Below are 15,206 nucleotides of genomic sequence, written 5' to 3'. Positions count from 1 at the left end.
CGCATCAGCTTTGGCGGAGCCAGATCGCACCCAACGGCGGCACCTGGAGGGCCGCTGACGCGACCATCCCGTGCCACGGCACGTCCTCGGCCCGCACCTCACCCAGGTTGCCCACCCCGGACCCGCCGTAGTGGTGGGCGTCGGTGTTGAGCACCTCGGTCCAGGTGCCACCGGCCGGCAGGCCGATCCGATAGTCGTGCAGCGGCTGGGCGGAAAAGTTCGCCACGCAGACCAGCGTCGAGCCGTCCGGGGCGATCCGGATGAACGACACGGTGTTGTTGGCGACGTCGTCACCGGCGATCCAGCGGAAGCCAGTCGGCTCGGTGTCCTGTGCCCAGAGCGCCGGGGTGTCCCGGTAGATCCGGTTGAGGTCACCGACGAGGCGTTGCACGCCGGCGCGGGCCGGGTCGTGCAGCAGGTACCAGTCGAGGCCGCGTTCCTCGCTCCACTCCCGGTCGTCGGCCAGCTCGGAGCCCATGAAGAGCAGTTGCTTGCCGGGGTGCGCCCACATGTACGCCAGCAGCGCCCGCACGTTCGCCAGCCGCTGCCAGGTGTCGCCGGGCATCTTGCCGGCCAGTGAGCCCTTGCCGTGCACCACCTCGTCGTGGCTGATCGGCAGCACGTAGTTCTCGCTCCAGGCGTACGCCAGGGAGAAGGTGAGCTGGTGGTGGTGGTGCTGGCGGTAGATCGGGTCCTTCGAGGTGTAGAGCAGGGTGTCGTGCATCCAGCCCATGTTCCACTTGAACCCGAAGCCGAGCCCGCCCTCGGCGGTGGGTCGGGTGACCCCCGGCCAGGCGGTGGACTCCTCGGCGATCATGACGACGCCGGCGTGGTGCTTGTAGACGGTGGCGTTGACCTCCTGAAGGAAGGCGATGGCCTCCAGGTTCTCCCGGCCGCCGTACTGGTTGGGGGCCCACTCGCCGTGGTTGCGGGAGTAGTCCAGGTAGAGCATCGAGGCGACCGCGTCGACCCGCAGCCCGTCGACGTGGAACTGGTCGCACCAGTAGAGCGCGTTGGCGACCAGGAAGTTGCGGACCTCGTTGCGGCCGAAGTCGAAGACGTACGTGCCCCAGTCGGGGTGCTCGCCGCGCCGCGGGTCGGGGTGCTCGTAGAGCGGGGTGCCGTCGAACCGGGCGAGGGCCCACTCGTCCTTGGGGAAGTGCGCGGGCACCCAGTCCAGCAGGACGCCGATGCCGGCGGCGTGCAGTTGGTCCACCAGGTACCGGAAGTCGTCCGGGTCGCCGAACCGGGAGGTCGGCGCGTAGTAGCCGGTCACCTGGTAACCCCAGGAACCGCCGAACGGGTGCTCCATCACCGGCAGGAACTCCACGTGGGTGAAGCCCAGCTCGGTGACGTACGCGGTGAGCTGCTCGGCCAGCTCGCGGTAGCCCAGGCCGGGCCGCCACGAGCCGAGGTGCACCTCGTAGACGCTCATCGGCTCCTGGTGCGGCTGCCGTTCGGCCCGCCGGGCCAACCAGTCCGCGTCGTTCCACCGGTACGTCGAGTGGTGCACCACCGAGGCGGTGGCCGGTGGCACCTCGGCGTACGCGGCGAGGGGGTCGGCCTTGTCCCGCCACTGCCCGTCGGCGCCGAGCACCCGGTACTTGTAACGGGCCCCGACCCGCGCGTTGGGGACGAACAGCTCCCACACCCCGCTGGAGCCGAGCGAGCGCATCGGCCAGCCGTCGTCGGCGCCCCAGCCGGTGAAGTCGCCGACCACCCGCACGCCCTGGGCGTTGGGCGCCCAGACGCTGAACGCCACGCCCTCGTCGAACACCCGGGCGCCGAGCGCCTCCCACAGTCGCTCGTGCCGGCCCTCGCGGATCAGGTGCAGGTCCAGGTCGCCGAGGGTCGGCGGGTAGCGGTACGGGTCGTCGTGCGCGGTGCCGTCGACCTCCACCCGGTAGTCGAGCACGACGCCGTCGACCTGCGCCTCGAAGACGCCCACGTCGTGGACCCGCTTCATCGGGTGCCGCTCGTCGCCGACGAGCAGCATCACGTCCCCGGCGCCCCGGCGCATGGTGCGGATCGTCGTCGACGAGTCGGCGGGGTGCGCGCCGAGCAACGCGTGCGGGTCGTGCGTCGCGCCGGAGATCAGCTGGTCCATCGGTCGTCCTTCGGGGCGGGAGCGGTCGGCGCGGAACGGGACGGGCGGGTGGCGGCCGCACGGGCCGCCGCCCGGGACGCCAGGGTGGCCGGCGTCGCCGCCACGCTGGCCGGGGGCCCCGGAGCGGCGGTTGGGGCCGATGGCGCGGTGGCGGGGGGAGACGGTTCGGTGGCCGGGGCCACCGGGGCGGTGGCGGGGGCCGATGGCGCGGTGGCGGGGGGCGACGGTTCGGTGGCCGGGGCCACCGGGGCGGTGCCGCCGGACAGGTCGTCCGGCACGTCGGCGACGGTGAGGTCCGCCGGTTCGGCGCCCGCCAGCGGCGGCGCGACCGGCGGGGTCGGGCGACGCACCGTCAACACGTGCGCGGGTTGCAGGTACGGGTCGAGGCGTACCGCGTTGCGTTGACCCCAGTCGTAGCTGGTGCCGGTCAGCTCGTCGTACACCGCGAAGCGCTCGTGCCAGTCGAAGCCGAGCGCCGGCATGTCGAGGGTGGTGTTGCCCCACTGCACCTCGCGCGGGTCGAACGAGCAGATCACGATGACCGTGTTGCCGGTCTCCGGGTCGTGCTTCGACCAGCACAGCAGCGCCGGGTTGTCGATCTCGTGGAACCGCAGGTTGCGCAGCTGGTGCAGGGCCGGGTTGTCCCGGCGTACCCGGTTGAGGGTGGTCAGGAACGGCGCCAGCGAGCGGCCCTGCGCCTCGGCGGCGGCCCAGTCGCGGGGGCGCAGCTCGTACTTCTCGTTGTCCAGGTACTCCTCGGCGCCCGGCCGGGCCACGTGCTCGAACAGCTCGTAACCGGCGTAGAGGCCCCAGGAGGGGGAGAGCAGGGCGGCCAGCACCGCCCGGATCTTGAACATCGGCGGGCCGCCGTGCTGCAACGACTCGTGCAGGATGTCCGGGGTGTTCGGCCAGAAGTTCGGCCGCATGTAGTCGGCCGCTTCGATCAGCTCCTCGCAGTACTCCCGCATCTGCGCGGCCGTCGTGCGCCAGGTGAAATAGGTGTACGACTGGGTGAAGCCGATCTTGCCGAGGCCGTGCATGATCGCCGGCCGGGTGAACGCCTCGGCCAGGAACAGCACGTCCGGGTCGACAGTCTTCACCTCGGCGATCAGCCAGTGCCAGAAGTCGAACGGCTTGGTGTGCGGGTTGTCCACCCGGAAGATCCGGATGCCCTCACCGACCCAGTGCAGCACCACCCGCAGCACCTCGGCCCGGATGCCCTCGGGGTCGTTGTCGAAGTTGACCGGGTAGATGTCCTGGTACTTCTTCGGCGGGTTCTCCGCGTACGCGATGCTGCCGTCGGCCCGGGTGGTGAACCACTCCGGGTGCTCGGTGACCCACGGGTGGTCGGGCGCGCACTGCAACGCCAGGTCCATCGCCACCTCCAGGCCCTGTGCGGCAGCCGCCTGGATGAAGGCTCGGAAGTCCGCCGGCGTACCCAGGTCGGGGTGGATCGTGTCGTGGCCGCCCTCGGCGGCGCCGATCGCCCACGGCGAGCCCACGTCGGTCGGGCCGGCGGTGAGCGCGTTGTTGCGGCCCTTGCGGTTGATGCGGCCGATCGGGTGGATCGGCGGCAGGTAGAGCACGTCGAAGCCCATCGCGGCGACACCCGCCAGCCGTTCGGTGGCGGTCGCGAAGGTGCCGGACCGGCCGCCCACCGCCCCTTCGGAGCGGGGGAAGAACTCGTACCAGGCCGAGTAGAGCGCCCGCTTGCGGTCAACCCAGATCGAGTACGTGTCACCGGCGGTGACCAGTTCTCGCACCGGGTGCTCCCAGAGCAGGTCGGCCAGGGCCAGAGCCGGCCCGACCCGCTGCGGCAGCGGCAGGTCGGTGTCGACTAGCGCCGTGAGCGCGTCGGCGACCCGGGGCCGGTCGGCGGCCGGGACGAGGCTGCGGGCGGCGGCGAGTACCCGAGCGCCTTCGGCCAGGTCGTTGGCCAGGTCCTCCGGGCCCTGCCCGGCGGCGACCTTCTTGGTCACCGCGTTCTGCCAGGTCAGGTACGGGTCCTGGAACGCCTCGACGGAGAAGGTCCACGAGCCGACGGCGTCGGGGCAGATGGTGGCGTGCCAACGGTCCTGACCCGGCTCGCCGGGGCGCATCCGGGTGAACGGCCGCCGCTCGCCGTCCGGGCCGGCCCACACCACGTTGCAGCCCAGCGCGTCGTGCCCCTCCCGGTAGGCGCGCGCCGACACCGGGACCGGTTCGTCGACCACCGCCTTTGCCGGGTACCGCCCGCAGGAGACGACGGGGGAGACGTCTTCGATCGGGAACCGTCCAGTCACCCCGCCAACCTACTGCGCGAGATCCGTTCGCGCGCGGCCAAGCGTGCCGCTCTGTCCCACACCCGGTGCACGGAAGGTGTCGCGACGATCCGAAGGACGCAAGATCGCGCAAAATCCTGGTTCTAGTGGTGTCGGAGCCTCGGCGATGCCACTAGATCGTGGTTCCAGCGTGATCTTGACGGCGGCGGAACGGGATCACCGAGCCGGAGGTGCCGTAGCCTCCGGCCATGATCGAACGGGTGAAGGTCGCGGTCGTCGGTGTCGGCAACAACACGTCAGCGCTGGTGCAGGGGATCGCCCTGCACCGCCACAACGGCAGCCTGGTGGGTGTCCGTAGGCCGATCGTCGACGGGATCGCGGTGGGCGACATCGAGTTCGTCGCGGCCTTCGCCACCTCCCCGGAGAAGATCGGCAAGGACCTGACCGAGGCGATCTTCCTGCCGCCCAACAACGTCCCCCGCCTCGACTGCGACCTGCCCGAGGCGGGTGTCCCGGTCACCGAGGGGCTCGTCGACGCGACCGGGGTGGACCGGGTGGCGGCGGCACTGGCCGGGGCGGAAGTGCTGCTCTACTCGGCGCCGAGCGGCCGACCGGAGACCGCCCGGGCGTACGCCGAGGCGGCGCGTACCGCGGGCGTCGCCTTCATCAACACCACCGCCGACCCGATCTCCCGCGATCCGCAGGTGATGAGCCGGTTCAAGACAGCCGGTCTGCCGCTGCTCGGAGACGACCTGGCCAGCCAGTTCGGCACCTCGGTGGTGCACAACGCGCTGTTGCGGCTGCTGCGCGAACGGGGCCTGACGCTGGTCAGTTCCTACCAGGTCAATCTGGGCGGTACCGAGGACTTCCGCAACCTGGTCGAGAACCCCAACACCAAGAAACAGTCCAAGCTCAACGCCCTGCCGGACGCCGACAAGGTCGAGGTGGCTCCGCTCGGCTACCTGCCGCACCTGCGATCACAGAAGGTGGCGCACCTCAACATCGAGGCGCAGGGCTGGGGTGAGACGACGCTGAGCCTCGACGTGAAACTGAAGGTTGACGACCCGAGTGGCGCGGCCGGGGTCAACATCGACCTGATCCGCATCGCGGCCGGCGCGCTCCGCAACGGGCACGGCGGTCACCCTGAGCAGGCGACGTCGTTGTTCAAGTCCCCGCCCGGAACGCCGATCTGACCGGGCGGACGTCGACCGTACGGGTGAGGTCCGCCCAGCCCGGGCGTCAGTGGCGTACGACGGTGAGTCAATGGGCCACTGACAATCCTCGCGATCGTCGTCGGCGGTGGTATCGGCGCCACCCTGCGGTACCTGCTGGGGCTCGGCTTCGCGCCGTCCACGCCACCTGACTTCCCCTGGGTCACCTTCGTGATCAACATGGTGGGCGCGTTCGCGCTCGGCGCCGTGATGACGCTGCTCGCGGCACACCGGCTGCCGGGCCCGTGGGGCAAGCCGTTCCTGTCGACCGGGCTCATCGGCGGGTTCACCACCTGGTCGCACTTCATCGTCGAGAGCGACCAGCTGATCGGGGCGCGGCGCAGCGGAATCGGCATCGTCTACCTGGTCGTGTCCATCGTCCTCGGAGTGCTCGCGGCGGCGCTCGGCGCCCGCCTGGTGGAACTGCGCACCGGGCGTCCAACCGGAAGGAGCGCCTGATGTGGGTGGGCATCGGGGTGTTCCTGGCCGGCGGGCTCGGAGCGCTGAGCCGCGCCGGCGTCGACGCGTTGGTGAAGCCGTGGTGGAGCAGGCGGGCCACCGGGTCCAGCAAGGCGTTCCCGGCGAGCACCTTCCTGATCAACGTGTCGGGCGCGTTCGTGCTCGGCATCGTCACCGGCTACGCGGTGAAACACACCGCTACCGGCGCGCAGGACTTCGCCACCGTCGTCGGCGTCGGCTTCCTCGGCGCGTACACCACCTTCTCCACCGAGGAGTGGCACACCCTGGGACTGCTGCGCAAGAACGCCGCCGTCGAGGCCTTCAACGTGCTCGGCAGCCTCTGCGCGAGCCTCGTGCTGACCGCACTCGGTCTGTGGCTCGGCAGCCTGATCTAGCGGGCCAGCACGGAGCGGTAGACCTCCAGGGTCTGCCCGGCGATGGCGTCCCAGGAGAAGTGCTCCACCGCGCGTCTCCGGCCGGCCAGGCCGAACCGTTCGGTGCGCGCCGGGTCCGCCAGCAGCGTGTTGATCGCCGCCGCCAGGTCGGCCACGAAACGGTCCGGGGCCAGGGGCGTGCCGGAGCCGTCGGTGGCCTGCTCGATCGGCACCAGCAGCCCCGTCTCACCGTCGGCCACGACCTCGGGGATGCCGCCGGTGGCGGTCGCCACCACCGCCGTCTCGCAGGCCATCGCCTCCAGGTTGACGATGCCCATCGGCTCGTACACCGACGGGCAGGCGAAGACGGTGGCGTGGGTGAGCACCTGGATCACCTCGGGCTTGGGCAGCATCTCGGCCACCCAGACCACCCCGGAACGGTTGGCCCGCAGCTCGGCCACCAACTCCTCGACCTCGGCGGCGATCTCGGCGGTGTCCGGCGCGCCGGCCAGCAGCACCAGTTGGGTGTCCGCCGGCAACTCCCGGGCGGCGCGCAGCAGGTACGGCAGCCCCTTCTGCCGAGTGATCCTTCCCACGTAGACCACGCTCGGCCGGGACGGGTCGATGCCGAGCCGGTCGAGCACGTCGGTGCCGGCGTCCGGGGCGTACTGGATGGTGTCGATGCCGTTGTAGACCACCCGGACCCGGTCGGGGTCGATCTGCGGGTACGCGGTGAGCACGTCGGAGCGCATCCCGCCGCTGACCGCGATGATCGCGTCGGCCGACTCGTACGCCGTGCGCTCGATCCACGAGGAGAGCGCGTAACCACCGCCGAGCTGCTCGGCCTTCCACGGCCGCAGCGGCTCCAGGCTGTGCGCGGTCACCACGTGCGGCACCCCGTGCAGCAGCTTCGCGGTGTGACCGGCCAGGTTCGCGTACCAGGTGTGGCTGTGCACCACGTCGGTGCCGGCCGTGCCGGCGGCCATCTCCAGGTCCACGCCCATGGTGCGCAGCGCGGCGTTCGCGCCGGTCAGGCCGGGCGGTTCGGGGTACGCGGTGACGCCCGGCTCGGTGCGCGGCAGGCCGAAGCAGTGCACCCGCACGTCGGTGCGGCGGCGCAACTCCCGGGCCAGGTACTCGACGTGCACGCCCGCGCCGCCGTAGACCTCCGGTGGGTACTCGCGGGTGAGCAGATCGACGCGCGGCGGGGTGGGTTCCGTCATGACCCCGCACCCTAGTGCAGAAGACTCCCCGTACGAGTGGTGAAGTGGGGCGAGGGTGGATAGCGTCGGGGCATGGCTGCCAAGGTGCTCGCGATCGTCCTGGCGGGTGGGGAGGGCAAGCGCCTGATGCCACTCACCACGGACCGGGCCAAGCCGGCCGTCCCGTTCGGCGGGATGTACCGCATGGTCGACTTCGTCCTCTCCAACCTGGCCAACGCCGGCTATCTCAAGATCGTCGTGCTGACCCAGTACAAGTCCCACTCCCTCGACCGGCACATCACCAAGACCTGGCGGATGTCCACGCTGCTCGGCAACTACGTCACCCCGGTGCCCGCGCAGCAACGTCGCGGCCCGTGGTGGTTCGCCGGCTCGGCCGACGCCATCTACCAGAGCTTCAACCTCATCAACGACGAGCAGCCCGACTACGTGATCGTCTTCGGCGCCGACCACATCTACCGGATGGACCCGCGGCAGATGGTGGAGGACCACATCGCCTCCGGCGCGGCGGTGACCGTCGCCGGCATCCGCCAGCCGCTGTCGATGGCCGACCAGTTCGGCGTCATCGAGGTCGGCGAGGACGGCAAGCGGATCCGCGCGTTCCGCGAGAAGCCCACCGACGCGGTCGGCCTGCCCGACGCGCCGGACGAGATCTACGCCTCGATGGGCAACTACGTCTTCACCACCCGGGCCCTCTGCGAGGCGGTCGAGCGCGACGCCGAAGACAAGACCAGCAAGCACGACATGGGCGGCAGCATCATCCCGATGCTCGTCGAGCGCGGCGAGGCCAACGTCTACGACTTCCGCGACAACGAGGTGCCGGGCAGCACCGACCGCGACCGCGGCTACTGGCGGGACGTGGGAACGCTCGACTCGTTCTACGACGCGCACATGGATCTGATCAACGTGCACCCCGTCTTCAACATGTACAACTTCGACTGGCCGATCTACACCGAGCAGCCGCCGTGGCCGCCGGCGAAGTTCGTCCACCAGTGGGGTGAGCGGGTCGGCCGGGCGGTCGGCTCGATGGTCTCCCCGGGTGTGGTGATCTCGGGCTCGCTGGTGGAGAACTCGATCGTCTCGCCGAAGGTGCGGGTGCACTCCTGGGCGCACGTCGAGGGCTCGGTGCTGATGGAGGGTGTGGAGATCGGCCGGCACGCGGTGATCCGACGGGCCATCCTGGACAAGAACGTGTTCGTCCCGGAGGGCGTCGAGATCGGCGTCGACCTGGAGAAGGACCGGCAGCGCTACACCGTCTCCGACAACGGCATCGTGGTGATCGGCAAGGGCCAGAAGGTCGTGCCGTGAGCGTCCCGCACTTCCCGAGGAGGATCCCGCAGTGACCCACCCCCGTGCCGGCCAGCCCGCCGAGCCCGCCGACCTGGTCGACGTGCCGCGCCTGGTGACCGCCTACTACGCCGAGCATCCGGACCCCGCGGACCCGGCCCAGCAGGTCTCCTTCGGCACCTCCGGGCACCGCGGCTCCAGCCTGCGCAACGCGTTCAACTCCGACCACATCCTCGCGGTCACCCAGGCGCTCTGCGACTACCGACGCGAGCAGGGGTTGGACGGGCCGCTCTTCCTCGCCCGGGACACCCACGCGCTCTCCGCGCCGGCCGCGGTGGACGCCCTGGAGGTGCTCGCCGCCAACGGGGTCACCGTGCTGGTGGACAGCCGCGACGGCTACACCCCGACCCCGGCGCTGTCCCACGCGATCCTCACCCACAACCGGGGGCGGACCAGCGGCCTCGCCGACGGCATCGTGATCACCCCGTCGCACAACCCGCCCGACGACGGCGGTTTCAAGTACAACCCCACCAACGGCGGGCCGGCCGACACCGACGTCACCCGGTGGATCCAGGACCGGGCCAACGCCATCCTCGCCGCCGGGCTCAAGGAGGTCCGCCGGATCACCTACGCGCGGGCGCGGGCCGCCGACACCACAGGGGAGTACGACTTCCTCGCCAGCTACGTCGACGACCTGCCGGCGGCGATCGACATCGACGCCATCCGCGACGCGGGGATCCGCATCGGCGCGGACCCGCTGGGCGGGGCGAGCGTGGCGTACTGGGGTGAGATCGCCGAGCGGCACCGGCTGGACCTGACGGTGGTCAACCCGACCGTCGACCCGACCTGGCGGTTCATGACCCTGGACGGCGACGGCAAGATCCGGATGGACTGCTCCTCGCCGAACGCGATGGCGTCGTTGATCGCCGCGCGGGCCGATTACCAGATCTCCACCGGCAACGACGCGGACGCCGACCGGCACGGCATCGTCACCCCGGACGCCGGGCTGATGAACCCCAACCACTTCCTGGCGGTGGCGATCGGACACCTGTTCCGCACCCGCACCGAGTGGGGGCCGGCGGCCGCCGTGGGCAAGACCCTGGTCTCCTCGTCGATGATCGACCGGGTTGCCGCCGACCTGGGCCGGCCGCTGCTGGAGGTGCCGGTCGGCTTCAAGTGGTTCGTACCCGGCCTGCTCGACGGCGCTGTCGGCTTCGGCGGTGAGGAGAGCGCCGGGGCGTCGTTCCTGCGCCGCGACGGCTCGACCTGGACCACCGACAAGGACGGCCTGCTGCTCTGTCTGCTCGCCGCCGAGATCCAGGCCACCACCGGCCGCAGCCCGAGCGAGCACTGGGCGGAGTTGGCCGAGCGCTTCGGCGCTCCCGCGTACGCCCGGATCGACGCCCCCGCCACCCGGGAGCAGAAGGCAGTGCTCGGCAAGCTCTCCCCGGACCAGGTCACCGCCACCGAGCTGGCCGGCGAGCCGATCACCGCGACGCTGACCACCGCCCCGGGCAACGGCGCACCGATCGGTGGCCTGAAGGTCAGCACCGAGTCCGGCTGGTTCGCCGCGCGGCCCTCCGGCACCGAGGACGTCTACAAGATCTACGCCGAGTCCTTCCAGGGCCCCGACCACCTGAAGAAGATCCAGGAAGAAGCCAAAACCCTGGTAGACCAAGCCCTAACCCAGGCCTAACCCCACGCGCCCCCTCCTGCCCCCCTCTACCCCGGTTGATCAAGAGGTTTGCGTCATGCCGACCGGCGTGTCGTGACGCAAACCTCTTGATCAACGGCGTCGCGGGGCAGGCAGCAGGGGGGCAGCGGGGTGGGGGGTATTCAGCAGGGTGGGGGGTCGGCGGGTGGGGGTAGTTGTTGGCCGCGTCGGCGCAGTTCTTCGGGGAGTAGTTCGCGGAGTTGCTCGGGGAGGAACGGCAGGTCGAGCAGCGTCATCTTCAACTGGTTGCGCTCCTGGTAACGCAGCGGATCGAAGCGGACCACCAGACCGGCGTCGCGGCGGTACGAGATGTCCACCGTCCCCTCCGTCGCCGCGTCGCGGAACACCAACCCGTCCATCTCCACGACCACCGGCGACGAGTTGGGCTGCAACTCCAACCGGATCTTCTCGTCCGGGGAGAGCACCACCGCCCGGGAGATGCCGGCCATCGGCGCCGCCGGCGTGATCACCACCGAGTCCGCCGCCGGGGAGATCAGTGGACCACCGGCGGCGTAGCTGTACGCCGTCGAGCCGATCGGAGTGCTGACCACCACGGCGTCGCTGCGGTAGTAGCCGTACTGCTGGCCGTCGATGGCGAGCGTGACGCTGACGAAGCCGGCCCCCGGCTGGCGAACCAACGCGATGTCGTTGAACGCCACGATGTCGTCACCGCAGACGTCGCAGGCGAGGCAGGCGTGCGACTCGATGGTGAAATCCTTCGACAGCAGCCGGCTCAGCGCTTCGGGCAACTCCGGCGGTTCGACTTCGACGAGAAACCCCAGACGACCCAGGTGTACGCCGAGCACCGGCTTGGGGTCGCCGATGGCGGAGCGCAGCGCACCCAACATGGTGCCGTCACCGCCGATGCTGATCAACGCGTCGGCGCGGGCCGCGACCTCACCCGCCGGCACCGGCTCGACGGCGGACGGGACACGGTGCTGGTCCTCCTCGCGCACCATCAGCGTCTTGTGGTGACGCGTCGCCCACCGCTCGATGATCCCGACCACCTCGGTGACATCCCGGGTGGGGTGCAGCACAAGTCCCAGCCCCGACACCCGTACAGCTCATCACATCGCTGGCGGGCGCACCCGGCGTACGCCGAAGGTGTGCCGGCGGCCCGCGGACCGCCGGCACACCTCGCCACCGTCAGGGGCGGGGCTGACCGGTGAGGTGGGTCAACGAGCGGGCGACCAGGTCATCGCGGGCCGCCGGAGGCAGACCCTCCAACCCGAAGCCCAGATACACCGTGTCCCCGGTGACCACCACCGAACCCTCCTCGAACGCCTGCTGGCTGCGCGACCAGTCGTTGGCGTTGCCCGCGGAGCCGGGCGGCGGACCGGCCACCGTCCAGCCCCCCAGGTCGGCCGACTCGAACGAGGTCTCCGCCACTGTCGACCCGTCGACAAGCACCCGGGCGTCGTCCAGGAAGACACCCAGCCCCTGGGTGCCCCAGTCCGAGGCGTACGTGATCGACACCTCGACCTGCTTGCCGGCGTAGCCCGACAGGTCGACCACGAACTCCTTCCAGCCACCCGACGACCCGGTCGCCGCGTTCCAGCTGCCGGTGCTCCCGGTGGGGGAGCAGTCCGCGCCCTGGTAGTGCGCGAGGAACGGGTGCAACTGCTCCACCCACCCTTCGGTGCAGCTGTCGCCGGTGACAGTGCCGGTCTTGCCGTTGACGTCCGGCAGGGTCGTCCAGTCGTCGCTGCCCACCTCGTGCGCCTCGACGAACATGAAGTCCCAGTCCTGCTCGATCTCGTAGGAGGTGAAGAAGCGCAACTCCGCGCTGCCCGCCCCGGTGAGGTCCACCGTGCGGGTGAGCCGCTTGTACGACTCGTCGGTCTGCCCGCTGTACAGGTACCACTCACCGGTACGCGGATCGAACGGCGCACCGCCCGGTCGGGTCCAGCCCACCGGCGCGGAACTGGCGAACTGCGGGAACTCGTCCGGCGGCAGGAAGCTCGACGTGGTCAGGAACGACGCGGTGTGCGCCTGGTTCTCCGCCGAGCCCGAAGCGTTCAGCTGCCCGGTGAAGCCGGTGAACGCCGCGTCGGTCCCGGCGACCGGGAACGGTTCCCCCGCCGGGCTGGTTCCGCCGTCGCTGACGTAGGTGTGCGCGCCCAGCCAGTACTGCTGGAAGTCGTTCAACAGGGGCAGACAGCTGGCGGCCCCGGCGTCGGTGCACTCCGGTGGCGCGTCCGGGTGATAGACGTACGACCCGTTGGCGCCCTGCGCGAACAACGCGTACTGGCCACTGACCAGCAGTTTGCCGCCCTCGTTCAGGTAGTCCCGAACGGCCAGCTCGGTGTCCAGGGCCGCCCTGGCCGTCGTGCCGGCCACCTGACCGGGGGAGCGCAGGATCACGTCGTCGCCGGTCTCCCAGACCACCGCCCGGTAGTGCGACAGCACGCCCAGCGGATGCGGCGCCTTGCGGCCCATGACGTCGAAGTCGTACACGTCGCTGCTGCGCCCGGCGGCGCTCAGCGACGCCGCGACCTCGTCGGCGTACTTCGCGGTGCTGCCGGTCTGCGCCGGGCTGAGGCCGGTGACGTCCTCCATCGCGAGAACCAGCACGTCACCGCCGATGTCGTCGTGCACCCGATAGGTGAAGTGGTCGCTGGCCACCACCCCGGCACGCGGTTTGTTCCCGGTGAACCAGACCTCTACCCGGTCGCCCGGCTTAGCGCCGCTGACCGTGCCGCGTAGCTCGGCGTAGTAGTCGTCGTGCGTGTCGCCGTACCGTTCGCCGCCGCGCCACTCGCGGACCGCGACAGTCTTCGGCCGTCCACCGTTGACCATGTAGTGCATCCGCACGTTCTTCAGCGCCCGACGGGTGATCGAGGCGACCTGCTGGGTGCGCCCGTACGAGGTGTCGAAGGCGTCCACCACGAAGTCCGGGGTGCTGCGACCAACCACCGACACCGGCTCGTCCGGGTCCGCCGCGGACCGGGCCACGGCCAGCGCGAACGGCAGGTTCTTGCCCACCTCGCCGGCGATCAGCGCCTCGTCGTCCGGGAAGATGAAACCGCTGACGCAGTCCTCCGGGCGCCACTGGTCGTCCGGGTCGACGGCCGAGGCGGCCTCGCAGGTCGACATCTCCGGGGTGAAGCCCAGCGTGCCGTACTTGACGGTGGCGTGGCTGTCGGTGTCCCCGTTGGTGGTGTACAGCTCCGCCGAGATGTCCGGGTCGTAGCCGGGCACCGCCGGGTGCGCGTCGTCCCCGGCCATCGCCTTGTAGATCTCGTCGTCCGGGGTGGGGGTGCTCACCTGCCAGCCGACGCCGTAGAGCAGCAGCTCGGCCGCCGAGTGGTAGTTGACGAAGAACTCGAACCCCACCCGCTTGAAGAGCCGGTCCAGGGCCACCGTCTCCGGCTCCGAGTTGGGGCCCGGACCCCGGTAGGTCTCACTGTTCGGCTCCGGCGACGAACCCTCGTTGTCGTACCCCCACTTGTAGCTGAAGTTGCGGTTCAGGTCGACGCCGTCGCCGGAGCCGATCTGCCCGTCACCGTTGTTGTCCCGCAGGTTCTTGCGCCACAACCGGTTGCCGGGGGTGAAGGTGAAGTCGTAGCCGTCCGGGTTGGCGACCGGCAGGAACCACAGCTCGGTCGTGTTCAGGAGCTTGGTGATCTCCGGGTCGGTGCCGTAGCTGTCCAGCACGTGGTGCATGAGCCGGCGGGTCATCTCCGGCGTGATCCACTCACGGGCGTGCTGCGCGCCGGCATAGAGCACCGCCGGCCGCTTGCCGTCCGCGACGGTCCGCGCGTTCTTGGTGACCTTCACCGCGACGATCGGCTGCCCCTGCTGGCTGCGACCGATCGTCTGCACCTTGGTCAGCTTCGGATATCGGGCCGCGGTGGCGTTCAGCTCGTCGCGCAGGCCGCCCGGCTCACCGTAGGGACGGAAACTCGTCCAGCCGGCCGCGCCCTGCTCCCGCAGCGCCTGCGACGCGTCCTTGCCGCGAACCTTCTTCACCGACAGCGGTACGCCCTTGTCGGTCAACCGCTTCGCCTGCCGTCGGCTGAGCACCGTCTCGACAGTCGTCCGGCCCGACGAGTCCGTCTTCGCGTCGTGGCCGAGGTCGACCCCCGCCGCGCGCAGCTGCTCCCGCTGTTTCGCGTCGACGGTGCCGACGTACACCTCCAGGCCGTCGCGGGCGCCCGGGTCGGACGGTGGCCGCGCGCTGGCCGGTGGGGTGAGTGCCAGTGCGCCGAGCAGGGTGACCACGCTGGCGATCGCCAGTCGTCTCGGTCTCATCGCGCCTCCTTGGGTGAAGGACCTGTAGGCGCGAGCCTTCGGTGCGGCGTGATCGATGTCAATGGTTCGATGGGAGGAACGTCGCTGAACGTGTCGACGTAACTTCCTGCCGTGACGACCGGTTGTGTGGGGTGGCCGCCTGAAAAAGTCGGCGCTGACGTCCGGTCCCGTGCAATGTCCCGAAGCAAGAGATGGGCATTCGTACATAAAGCCGACTATCCACACGTACGCTCGCTCCTGTCCGCAGCAGTGGTGACGAAGCCACATGGGGGAACAGGTGTCGATGCGTCAGATCCGTGGTCCGGTCCGGCAGGGCGTC

The 15,206-nt window shown here is 70.4% G+C and carries 10 protein-coding genes; 5 read left to right on the top strand and 5 right to left on the bottom strand.

Going from position 1 to position 15,206, the window contains the following annotated elements; genetic code table 11:
- Nucleotides 1–4 precede the first annotated feature (4 nt).
- Both glgB and ACX27O_RS21650 read right to left on the bottom strand, forming a co-directional pair.
- The gene (gene glgB, locus ACX27O_RS21655) at nucleotides 5–2,107 is read right to left on the bottom strand and encodes a 1,4-alpha-glucan branching protein GlgB (RefSeq protein ID WP_458939976.1); all 2,103 of its coding nucleotides are present in this window, start codon (nucleotides 2,105–2,107) and stop codon (nucleotides 5–7) included.
- Nucleotides 2,095–4,389 (bottom strand): alpha-1,4-glucan--maltose-1-phosphate maltosyltransferase, encoded by a 2,295-nt coding sequence (locus ACX27O_RS21650; RefSeq protein WP_458939975.1) that lies wholly within the window; start codon nucleotides 4,387–4,389, stop codon nucleotides 2,095–2,097. Before ACX27O_RS21650 ends, glgB begins: the two co-directional genes overlap by 13 nt.
- 227 nt (nucleotides 4,390–4,616) lie before the next feature.
- Here ACX27O_RS21650 and ACX27O_RS21645 point away from each other — a divergent pair, with 227 nt between their 5' ends.
- The 3 genes from ACX27O_RS21645 (at nucleotide 4,617) to ACX27O_RS21635 (ending at nucleotide 6,433) form a co-directional block, all read left to right on the top strand.
- On the top strand, nucleotides 4,617–5,561 hold the full coding sequence (locus tag ACX27O_RS21645; protein WP_458939974.1) for an inositol-3-phosphate synthase: 945 nt from the start codon (nucleotides 4,617–4,619) through the stop codon (nucleotides 5,559–5,561).
- Nucleotides 5,562–5,639: 78 nt separating this feature from the next.
- Nucleotides 5,640–6,038, top strand: a complete 399-nt coding sequence (locus tag ACX27O_RS21640; protein WP_358130754.1) for a fluoride efflux transporter FluC — start codon at nucleotides 5,640–5,642, stop codon at nucleotides 6,036–6,038.
- The gene (locus tag ACX27O_RS21635) at nucleotides 6,038–6,433 is read left to right on the top strand and encodes a fluoride efflux transporter FluC (RefSeq protein WP_458939973.1); all 396 of its coding nucleotides are present in this window, start codon (nucleotides 6,038–6,040) and stop codon (nucleotides 6,431–6,433) included. Before ACX27O_RS21640 ends, ACX27O_RS21635 begins: the two co-directional genes overlap by 1 nt.
- Here ACX27O_RS21635 and glgA read toward each other — a convergent pair.
- Complete coding sequence (gene glgA / locus ACX27O_RS21630; protein ID WP_210859028.1) at nucleotides 6,430–7,635, bottom strand: glycogen synthase; 1,206 nt, start codon at nucleotides 7,633–7,635, stop codon at nucleotides 6,430–6,432. The genes ACX27O_RS21635 and glgA overlap by 4 nt on opposite strands.
- 72 nt (nucleotides 7,636–7,707) lie before the next feature.
- On the opposite strand from glgA, the gene glgC reads away from it, so the two are divergent.
- Both glgC and pgm read left to right on the top strand, forming a co-directional pair.
- A complete protein-coding gene (gene glgC / locus ACX27O_RS21625; RefSeq protein ID WP_030335777.1) occupies nucleotides 7,708–8,940 on the top strand; it encodes a glucose-1-phosphate adenylyltransferase in 1,233 nt (410 codons plus the stop codon).
- Between the two features lie 31 nt (nucleotides 8,941–8,971).
- Nucleotides 8,972–10,615: a phosphoglucomutase (alpha-D-glucose-1,6-bisphosphate-dependent) gene (pgm, locus tag ACX27O_RS21620; RefSeq protein ID WP_458939972.1), complete on the top strand. Its 1,644-nt coding sequence runs from the start codon at nucleotides 8,972–8,974 to the stop codon at nucleotides 10,613–10,615.
- A gap of 140 nt (nucleotides 10,616–10,755) precedes the next feature.
- Here pgm and ACX27O_RS21615 read toward each other — a convergent pair whose 3' ends face one another.
- Together ACX27O_RS21615 and ACX27O_RS21610 are read right to left on the bottom strand one after the other, a co-directional pair.
- On the bottom strand, nucleotides 10,756–11,679 hold the full coding sequence (locus tag ACX27O_RS21615; protein ID WP_387221958.1) for an NAD(+)/NADH kinase: 924 nt from the start codon (nucleotides 11,677–11,679) through the stop codon (nucleotides 10,756–10,758).
- A gap of 100 nt (nucleotides 11,680–11,779) precedes the next feature.
- Nucleotides 11,780–14,887, bottom strand: a complete 3,108-nt coding sequence (locus ACX27O_RS21610; RefSeq protein ID WP_458939971.1) for a M14 family metallopeptidase — start codon at nucleotides 14,885–14,887, stop codon at nucleotides 11,780–11,782.
- Nucleotides 14,888–15,206: the final 319 nt, after the last annotated feature.

The sequence above is a fragment of the Micromonospora sp. SD19 genome (assembly GCF_054462275.1).
This window is presented reverse-complemented; position numbering and strand designations above follow the sequence as displayed.

Coding starts and splice junctions, on each gene's coding strand:
- glgB (WP_458939976.1), bottom strand. CDS start 2,107: ATGGACCAGCTGATCTCCGGCGCGACGCACGACCCGCACGCGTTGCTC.
- ACX27O_RS21645 (WP_458939974.1), top strand. CDS start 4,617: ATGATCGAACGGGTGAAGGTCGCGGTCGTCGGTGTCGGCAACAACACG.
- ACX27O_RS21635 (WP_458939973.1), top strand. CDS start 6,038: ATGTGGGTGGGCATCGGGGTGTTCCTGGCCGGCGGGCTCGGAGCGCTG.
- glgA (WP_210859028.1), bottom strand. CDS start 7,635: ATGACGGAACCCACCCCGCCGCGCGTCGATCTGCTCACCCGCGAGTAC.
- glgC (WP_030335777.1), top strand. CDS start 7,708: ATGGCTGCCAAGGTGCTCGCGATCGTCCTGGCGGGTGGGGAGGGCAAG.
- ACX27O_RS21610 (WP_458939971.1), bottom strand. CDS start 14,887: ATGAGACCGAGACGACTGGCGATCGCCAGCGTGGTCACCCTGCTCGGC.